Origin of the sequence: Lentzea indica, from assembly GCF_012184385.1 — a bacterium.
In the GTDB taxonomy this organism is placed as follows: domain Bacteria; phylum Actinomycetota; class Actinomycetes; order Mycobacteriales; family Pseudonocardiaceae; genus Lentzea; species Lentzea indica.
Map to the genome: position 1 here is coordinate 1 of NZ_VSRL01000387.1, position 6,012 is coordinate 6,012.

Below are 6,012 nucleotides of genomic sequence, written 5' to 3' on the forward strand. Positions count from 1 at the left end.
CCGACCGCGGCCCCGCGCCGCGACCGTGGGCGAACGTCCGAACCGGGCCCGTCGTTCCGGTGCCAGCGGCACCACCGCGACGAGCACCGAGGCCGGTCGTGCCGCAGCTGACGCTTCGGCGGCCAGCGAGGCTCCGGCTGCTGCAGAGAAGACGGAGAGCTGAGTCATGCTCATCCCGCGCAGGGTCAAGCACCGCAAGCAGCACCACCCCAAGCGGTCGGGTGCTGCCAAGGGCGGCACGAAGGTCACCTTCGGTGAGTACGGCATCCAGGCTCTGGAGCCGGCCTACGTGACGAACAGGCAGATCGAGTCCGCTCGTATCGCCATCACTCGCCACATCCGCCGTGGCGGCAAGGTCTGGATCAACATCTTCCCGGACCGTCCGCTCACGAAGAAGCCGGCCGAGACCCGCATGGGTTCCGGTAAGGGTTCGCCGGAGTGGTGGGTGGCCAACGTCAAGCCGGGTCGCGTCCTCTTCGAGATGGCCTTCCCGAACGAGCAGGTTGCTCGCGAGGCGCTCCGCCGCGCGATCCACAAGCTCCCGATGAAGTGCCGCATCGTTACGCGTGAGGGTGGTGAGTTCTGATGGCAGCGGGTACTACCGCTTCCGAGCTGCGTGAGCTCACCGAGGAAGAGCTCGTGCTGCGTCTGAAGGAGTCGAAGGAAGAGCTCTTCAACCTTCGCTTCCAGATGGCCACGGGCCAGCTCGACAACAACCGGCGGCTGCGCACGGTCCGGCACGAAATTGCCCGGATCTACACCGTGATGCGGGAGCGGGAGCTCGGGCTCTCCGCTTCGCCGGAATCCACTGGTGAGGGTGCGGCATGACCGAAAGCAACGAAGTCCAGACCGAGAAGCGCAACGACCGCAAGGTCCGTGAGGGCCTCGTCGTGTCCGACAAGATGGACAAGACGATCGTGGTTGCGCTGGAGGACCGCAAGAAGCACCCGCGTTACTCCAAGATCATGCGCTCCACCACCAAGGTGAAGGTGCACGACGAGGAGAACTCGGCCGGCGTCGGCGACCGCGTCCTGCTCATGGAGACCCGGCCTCTGTCGGCGACCAAGCGCTGGCGGCTCGTCGAGATCCTCGAGAAGGCCAAGTAAGTCCCCAAGGGGATTGAACACCGTAGACAGACCGAGCCCGTCGGGTCGGAAATCCGGCGGGCCAGGAATGGTCAGGAGCAAGTAAGTGATCCAGCAGGAGTCGCGGCTTCGTGTCGCCGACAACACTGGTGCGAAGGAGATCCTTTGCATCCGTGTTCTCGGTGGCTCAGGCCGTCGCTACGCGGGCATCGGTGACATCATCGTCGCGACCGTCAAGGACGCGATCCCCGGTGCCGGCGTGAAGAAGGGTGACGTCGTCAAGGCCGTCATCGTCCGCACCGTCAAGGAGCGCCGTCGTCCGGATGGCTCGTACATCCGCTTCGACGAGAACGCCGCCGTGCTCATCAAGAACGACAACGAGCCCCGTGGCACCCGCATCTTCGGCCCGGTCGGGCGCGAGCTGCGCGACAAGAAGTTCATGAAGATCATCTCGCTGGCTCCGGAGGTGCTCTGACCATGAAGGTGAAGAAGGGCGACACGGTCGTCGTCATCGCCGGCAAGGACAAGGGCGCGAAGGGCAAGGTCATCCAGGCCTACCCGGAGACCGGCAAGGTCCTGGTCGAGGGCGTCAACCGGATCAAGAAGCACACCAAGATCACGCAGACCCAGCGGGGCGCGCAGTCCGGTGGCATCGTGACCCAGGAAGCCCCGATCAACGTCTCCAACGTGATGGTGGTCGACTCGGACGGCAAGCCGACCCGTGTTGGTTACCGGACGAACGACGAGGGCAAGCGGGTCCGCATTTCCCGTCGTAACGGGAAGGACATCTGATCATGACCACCGCAGAGAAGATCATCCCGCGGCTCAAGACGCGCTACCGCGCCGAGATCACCGGCGAGCTGCAGAAGCAGTTCAACTACGCCAACGTGATGCAGATCCCGGGCGTCGTGAAGGTCGTTGTCAACATGGGTGTCGGCGACGCCGCCCGTGACGGCAAGCTGATCGAGGGTGCCGTCAGGGACCTCTCGATCATCACCGGCCAGCGTCCCGAGGTCCGCAAGGCCCGCAAGTCCATCGCGCAGTTCAAGCTGCGTGAGGGCATGCCGATCGGCGCGCGCGCCACGCTGCGCGGCGACCGCATGTGGGAGTTCCTCGACCGTCTGCTGACGATCGCGCTGCCCCGTATCCGCGACTTCCGCGGACTCTCGGGCAAGCAGTTCGACGGCAACGGCAACTACACGTTCGGTCTGAACGAGCAGTCGATGTTCCACGAGATCGACCCGGACGCTATCGACCGGCCTCGCGGCATGGACATCACCGTCGTCACCACCGCCACGAACGACGAGGAGGGCCGGGCGCTGCTGAAGCTCCTGGGCTTCCCGTTCAAGGAGAACTGAGTCGATGGCCAAGAAGGCGTTGATCAACAAGGCCGCGAAGAAGCCGAAGTTCAAGGTCCGGGGTTACACCCGGTGCCAGCGTTGCGGCCGCCCCCACGCGGTGTTCCGCAAGTTCGGCCTCTGCCGGATCTGCCTGCGCGAGATGGCTCACCGCGGTGAGCTGCCTGGCGTGAGCAAGTCCAGCTGGTAATTCAAAGCTCCATTACTTCGCTGTAGGCCCGCACACGACCGTCCTGTCCCTCCCTCGTTCTGGGGGAGGGCGGGTCTGGACCCTGAGCTGGGGAACCGCAGCGAGAAAGGTTGACCAGGTCACCATGACGATGACCGACCCGATCGCAGACATGCTCACTCGTCTGCGCAACGCGAACTCGGCTTACCACGACAAGGTCGTGATGCCGCACTCGAAGCTGAAGGCCAACATCGCCGAGATCCTCAAGCGCGAGGGCTACATCGCCTCGTACCGCGACGAGGAGGGCGAGGTCGCGAAGAACCTCGTCGTCGAGCTGAAGTACGGCCCGAACCGGGAGCGCAGCATCGCCGGCCTCCGCCGCGTGTCGAAGCCCGGCCTGCGCGTGTACGCGAAGTCCACCGGTCTGCCCCGAGTTCTCGGTGGCCTCGGTGTGGCGATCATTTCGACCTCTGGTGGTCTCATGACCGACCGCCAGGCCAACAAGGCAGGCGTGGGCGGAGAAGTCCTCGCCTACGTTTGGTAAGGGGGAGTAGACATGTCGCGCATCGGTAAGCAGCCGATCATTGTCCCCTCCGGGGTCGACGTGAACATCGCCGGCCAGGACGTCAGCGTCAAGGGCCCCAAGGGCCTCCTGACGCTCACGCTCGCTGAGCCGATCATCGTGGAGAAGGCCGAGGACGGCACTCTCGAGGTCAAGCGCCCGAACGACGAGCGCCGCAACCGCGCGCTCCACGGCTTGTCGCGCACGCTGGTGCACAACATGGTCGTCGGTGTGACCCAGGGTTACGAAAAGAAGATGGAAATCCACGGCGTCGGTTACCGCGTCGCGCTCAAGGGCTCTGAGCTCGAGTTCGCGCTCGGTTACTCCCACCCCGTCAAGGTCGAGGCCCCCGCGGGCATCACCTTCGCGGTGGAGACCCCGACCCGTTTCTCCGTCTCGGGTATCGACAAGCAGCTGGTCGGTGAGGTCGCCGCCAACATCCGCAAGCTGCGCAAGCCCGACCCGTACAAGGGCAAGGGCGTCCGGTACTCGGGCGAGAAGATCCGTCGCAAGGTCGGAAAGACGGGTAAGTGACATGAGCGAGTCGACTGTTACGAAGCGCAAGCCGGTGGGCAAGGACATCTCCACCAGGCGTCGTGTTGCGAAGGCCCGTCGCCACTTCCGCCTCCGCAAGAAGGTCAACGGCACCGCCGAGCGTCCGCGCCTGGTCGTGCACCGGTCGTCGAAGCACATCACCGTGCAGATCATCGACGATCTCAAGGGCCACACGGTCGCGTCCGCTTCCTCCATGGAGGCCGACGTCCGTGCCCTGGACGGCGACAAGAAGGCCCGTGCGGCCAAGGTCGGCCAGCTGGCCGCGGCCCGTGCCAAGGACGCCGGCATCACGACGGTCGTGTTCGACCGTGGTGGCAACGCGTACCACGGCCGGATCGCTGCTCTGGCGGATGCCGCTCGCGAGGCGGGGCTGGAGTTCTGACAATGATGATCACTGGAATTGAGAGGGACGCCTGATGCCAGGACGTACGCGTCGCGAAGGCGGCGGGGGCGAGCGCGGAGAGCGCCGCGACCGTCGTGACGGCGGCCGCGGCGGCGCGGCCCAGGAGAAGACCCCCCACCTCGAGCGCGTGGTTGCGATCAACCGCGTCTCCAAGGTGGTCAAGGGTGGTCGTCGCTTCAGCTTCACCGCCCTCGTGGTTGTCGGTGACGGCGACGGCATGGTCGGCGTCGGCTACGGCAAGGCCAAGGAAGTTCCCGCGGCCATCGCCAAGGGTGTCGAGGAAGCGAAGAAGAACTTCTTCCGCGTGCCTCGCATCGCCGGCACCATCCCCCACCCGATCCAGGGTGAGAAGGCCGCTGGTGTGGTCCTGCTGCGTCCGGCCTCGGCCGGTACCGGTGTCATCGCGGGTGGCGCTGTCCGCGCCGTCCTCGAGTGCGCCGGCGTGCACGACGTGCTGTCGAAGTCCCTGGGCTCCGACAACGCGATCAACATCGTGCACGCGACCGTGGCGGCCCTCAAGGGCCTGCAGCGTCCGGAAGAGGTCGCGGCCCGTCGTGGCCTGCCCCTCGAGGACGTGGCTCCCGCCGGCATGATCCGCGCTCGCGCGGGCCAGGGGGTGTGATCATGGCTCAGCTGAAGATCACCCAGGTGAAGAGCACCATTGGTACGAAGCACAACCACCGCGAGTCGATGCGCACCCTCGGGCTGCGCAAGATCCGCCAGTCGGTCGTGCGTGAGGACACCCCCCAGGTGCTCGGCTTGATCCACGCCGTGCGTCACCTGGTGGTTGTTGAGGAGGTCCAGTCGTGACCATCAAGATTCACGACCTGCGTCCCGCCCCCGGAGCCAAGACCGCCAAGACCCGCGTTGGTCGTGGTGAAGGCTCCAAGGGCAAGACCGCCGGCCGCGGTACGAAGGGCACGGGCGCTCGCAAGAACGTCTCGCCGCGCTTCGAAGGTGGCCAGATGCCGCTGCACATGCGGCTGCCGAAGCTCAAGGGCTTCAAGAACCCGTTCCGCACCGAGTACCAGGTCGTGAACGTCTCCGACATCGCCGCCTCGTTCCCCGAGGGTGGTTCGGTCGACGTTGCCGCGCTGGTGCTGGCCGGGCTGGTCCGCAAGGGCTCGCTCGTCAAGGTGCTGGGCAACGGTGATGTCAGCGTCAAGCTCGACGTCACCGCCAACAAGTTCTCCAAGACCGCTGTGGAGAAGTTGGCTGCTGCTGGTGGGTCTTCCACCGTGGCGTGACGTTCTGCTTGGAACGTGTCTGAAGGGCCCTGAGGCTTTGCCTCGGGGCCCTTTGGCCTTGTTTGCGGGTCCTGGGTGCGTTTGGTGTGTTGGCGTCTCTGTGTTGCTGGTGGCGTGTCTGGTGCGGTGGGGCGCCTTGGTTGGTTGGGCGCGTCTGGTACGTAGGCCGTCTCCCTGTTTCGTTGGCGGCTGCCGGTTTGTTGTTCGTAGGTGGGCGCGTTGCGTTGTTTGGCTGGCGGTTGTTTGCGTTTCCTGGGGCGCTGCCCCAGACCCCGCCAATCTGATCAAAGACCTGTCCAGCGCCGCGCGCGGGTAGATGGCACGCCGGTTGCGTTGGGCGGCTTTCTGTTGCGTAGGTGGGTTGCGTTTGGCGTGGGGTGGTCCCGTCACGAGTCGCACTCGAAGGCAGCCACACCCGAGGAGGAGGGTCAAGTCGACGAAAAGCGTGTCGACTTGACCCTCCTCCCTGGGCGCGGCAACAACCCCAGCACGACTCGTGACGGGACCACCCCACCCGCGTTGTGTGTGAAAAGCGGCTCGGCTAATGAGTGCTGAGCCGGCCGTTTCTGGCAGGCTCGGCCTGTGGCCGCTGGTGGGTGAGCACTCTGGCTCGGTGGAGTTGTGGAGTCCTTG

13 protein-coding genes are annotated in these 6,012 nt (G+C 65.5%); all 13 read left to right on the top strand.

What is annotated here, in order from left to right; genetic code table 11:
* Positions 1-166 precede the first annotated feature (166 nt).
* The 13 genes from rplP to rplO all read left to right on the top strand — a co-directional run bounded on the left by rplP (position 167) and on the right by rplO (position 5,379).
* Positions 167-586: a 50S ribosomal protein L16 gene (gene rplP, locus FXN61_RS46530; protein ID WP_030473461.1), complete on the top strand. Its 420-nt coding sequence runs from the start codon at positions 167-169 to the stop codon at positions 584-586.
* Complete coding sequence (gene rpmC / locus FXN61_RS46535) at positions 586-828, top strand: 50S ribosomal protein L29 (protein WP_086669033.1); 243 nt, start codon at positions 586-588, stop codon at positions 826-828. Before rplP ends, rpmC begins: the two co-directional genes overlap by 1 nt.
* Entirely contained in the window at positions 825-1,106 is a 282-nt protein-coding gene (gene rpsQ, locus FXN61_RS46540) for a 30S ribosomal protein S17 (RefSeq protein WP_167980205.1), read from the top strand. The genes rpmC and rpsQ overlap by 4 nt, the downstream gene beginning before the upstream one ends.
* An 85-nt stretch (positions 1,107-1,191) precedes the next feature.
* The gene (rplN, locus tag FXN61_RS46545) at positions 1,192-1,560 is read left to right on the top strand and encodes a 50S ribosomal protein L14 (protein ID WP_030478306.1); all 369 of its coding nucleotides are present in this window, start codon (positions 1,192-1,194) and stop codon (positions 1,558-1,560) included.
* 2 nt (positions 1,561-1,562) lie between these two features.
* The gene (rplX, locus tag FXN61_RS46550) at positions 1,563-1,877 is read left to right on the top strand and encodes a 50S ribosomal protein L24 (RefSeq protein WP_045309812.1); all 315 of its coding nucleotides are present in this window, start codon (positions 1,563-1,565) and stop codon (positions 1,875-1,877) included.
* Between the two features lie 2 nt (positions 1,878-1,879).
* On the top strand, positions 1,880-2,443 hold the full coding sequence (gene rplE, locus FXN61_RS46555; protein ID WP_167980206.1) for a 50S ribosomal protein L5: 564 nt from the start codon (positions 1,880-1,882) through the stop codon (positions 2,441-2,443).
* Positions 2,444-2,447: 4 nt separating this feature from the next.
* Positions 2,448-2,633: a type Z 30S ribosomal protein S14 gene (locus FXN61_RS46560; RefSeq protein WP_030473455.1), complete on the top strand. Its 186-nt coding sequence runs from the start codon at positions 2,448-2,450 to the stop codon at positions 2,631-2,633.
* 124 nt (positions 2,634-2,757) lie between these two features.
* Complete coding sequence (rpsH, locus tag FXN61_RS46565) at positions 2,758-3,156, top strand: 30S ribosomal protein S8 (RefSeq protein ID WP_030473454.1); 399 nt, start codon at positions 2,758-2,760, stop codon at positions 3,154-3,156.
* Positions 3,157-3,168: 12 nt separating this feature from the next.
* Positions 3,169-3,708 carry a 50S ribosomal protein L6 gene (gene rplF, locus FXN61_RS46570; protein WP_167980207.1) on the top strand — a complete coding sequence of 180 codons (540 nt, stop codon included), beginning with the start codon at positions 3,169-3,171 and terminating at the stop codon, positions 3,706-3,708.
* 1 nt (position 3,709) lies between these two features.
* Complete coding sequence (gene rplR, locus FXN61_RS46575) at positions 3,710-4,111, top strand: 50S ribosomal protein L18 (RefSeq protein ID WP_167980208.1); 402 nt, start codon at positions 3,710-3,712, stop codon at positions 4,109-4,111.
* A 34-nt stretch (positions 4,112-4,145) separates the two neighbouring features.
* Positions 4,146-4,754 (top strand): 30S ribosomal protein S5, encoded by a 609-nt coding sequence (gene rpsE / locus FXN61_RS46580; protein ID WP_053733140.1) that lies wholly within the window; start codon positions 4,146-4,148, stop codon positions 4,752-4,754.
* 2 nt (positions 4,755-4,756) lie between these two features.
* Positions 4,757-4,942 carry a 50S ribosomal protein L30 gene (rpmD, locus tag FXN61_RS46585; protein WP_167980209.1) on the top strand — a complete coding sequence of 62 codons (186 nt, stop codon included), beginning with the start codon at positions 4,757-4,759 and terminating at the stop codon, positions 4,940-4,942.
* On the top strand, positions 4,939-5,379 hold the full coding sequence (rplO, locus tag FXN61_RS46590; RefSeq protein WP_167980210.1) for a 50S ribosomal protein L15: 441 nt from the start codon (positions 4,939-4,941) through the stop codon (positions 5,377-5,379). The genes rpmD and rplO overlap by 4 nt, the downstream gene beginning before the upstream one ends.
* Positions 5,380-6,012 lie beyond the last annotated feature (633 nt).

What these genes read in the sequence shown, in the direction of transcription:
- rplP (WP_030473461.1), top strand. Translation starts at nt 167, where the DNA reads ATGCTCATCCCGCGCAGGGTCAAGCACCGCAAGCAGCACCACCCCAAG.
- rpmC (WP_086669033.1), top strand. Translation starts at nt 586, where the DNA reads ATGGCAGCGGGTACTACCGCTTCCGAGCTGCGTGAGCTCACCGAGGAA.
- rpsQ (WP_167980205.1), top strand. Translation starts at nt 825, where the DNA reads ATGACCGAAAGCAACGAAGTCCAGACCGAGAAGCGCAACGACCGCAAG.
- rplX (WP_045309812.1), top strand. Translation starts at nt 1,563, where the DNA reads ATGAAGGTGAAGAAGGGCGACACGGTCGTCGTCATCGCCGGCAAGGAC.
- rplE (WP_167980206.1), top strand. Translation starts at nt 1,880, where the DNA reads ATGACCACCGCAGAGAAGATCATCCCGCGGCTCAAGACGCGCTACCGC.
- FXN61_RS46560 (WP_030473455.1), top strand. Translation starts at nt 2,448, where the DNA reads ATGGCCAAGAAGGCGTTGATCAACAAGGCCGCGAAGAAGCCGAAGTTC.
- rpsH (WP_030473454.1), top strand. Translation starts at nt 2,758, where the DNA reads ATGACGATGACCGACCCGATCGCAGACATGCTCACTCGTCTGCGCAAC.
- rplF (WP_167980207.1), top strand. Translation starts at nt 3,169, where the DNA reads ATGTCGCGCATCGGTAAGCAGCCGATCATTGTCCCCTCCGGGGTCGAC.
- rplR (WP_167980208.1), top strand. Translation starts at nt 3,710, where the DNA reads ATGAGCGAGTCGACTGTTACGAAGCGCAAGCCGGTGGGCAAGGACATC.
- rpsE (WP_053733140.1), top strand. Translation starts at nt 4,146, where the DNA reads ATGCCAGGACGTACGCGTCGCGAAGGCGGCGGGGGCGAGCGCGGAGAG.
- rpmD (WP_167980209.1), top strand. Translation starts at nt 4,757, where the DNA reads ATGGCTCAGCTGAAGATCACCCAGGTGAAGAGCACCATTGGTACGAAG.